At 65.4% G+C, this 428-nt stretch carries 1 pseudogene; it reads left to right on the top strand.

Annotated elements, in window-relative coordinates:
* Positions 1 to 347, top strand: a pseudogene (locus ACLQ25_RS32820) (transposase); the annotation flags it as partial.
* Positions 348 to 428: the final 81 nt, after the last annotated feature.

Here is a 428-nt window from a genome sequence, read left to right as displayed (position 1 = left end):
GACGGACTGCTCAGGCAGTTGACCAAGACGGTCCTGAAGACCGCGTTTGAACGAGGAGATGACCGAGCACCCCGGCTATGAGAAACATGAGTCGGCTCGGGTGGAGTCGGGCAACCTCCACAATGGCGCCACCGTCGAAGCCAGAGGCCTCACGACCGGAGGGACCAGCGCGCACTTCGCCGAGATCTACGGCGCCCCGGTCACCAAAGAGTCCGCGATGGGCAGGTCGCGAACCGGCCGTTCTGTGCCGCGATCGGGGTCACTCTCGGCGGGTAGACGGACATCCTCGGGTTGTGGGCCGGCACGGGTGGTGAGGGCACGCGAAGTTCCGGATGAGTGTCTGTACCTGGTGACCCGGTCGCTGGACCCACCGGAGCAGGCAGAACCCGATGAAAGCAGGCCCTCAAACGCGTCGGCGGTGTCCTCTG

The organism is Micromonospora sp. DT44, from assembly GCF_049841635.1.
GTDB lineage: Bacteria > Actinomycetota > Actinomycetes > Mycobacteriales > Micromonosporaceae > Micromonospora.
This window is presented reverse-complemented; position numbering and strand designations above follow the sequence as displayed.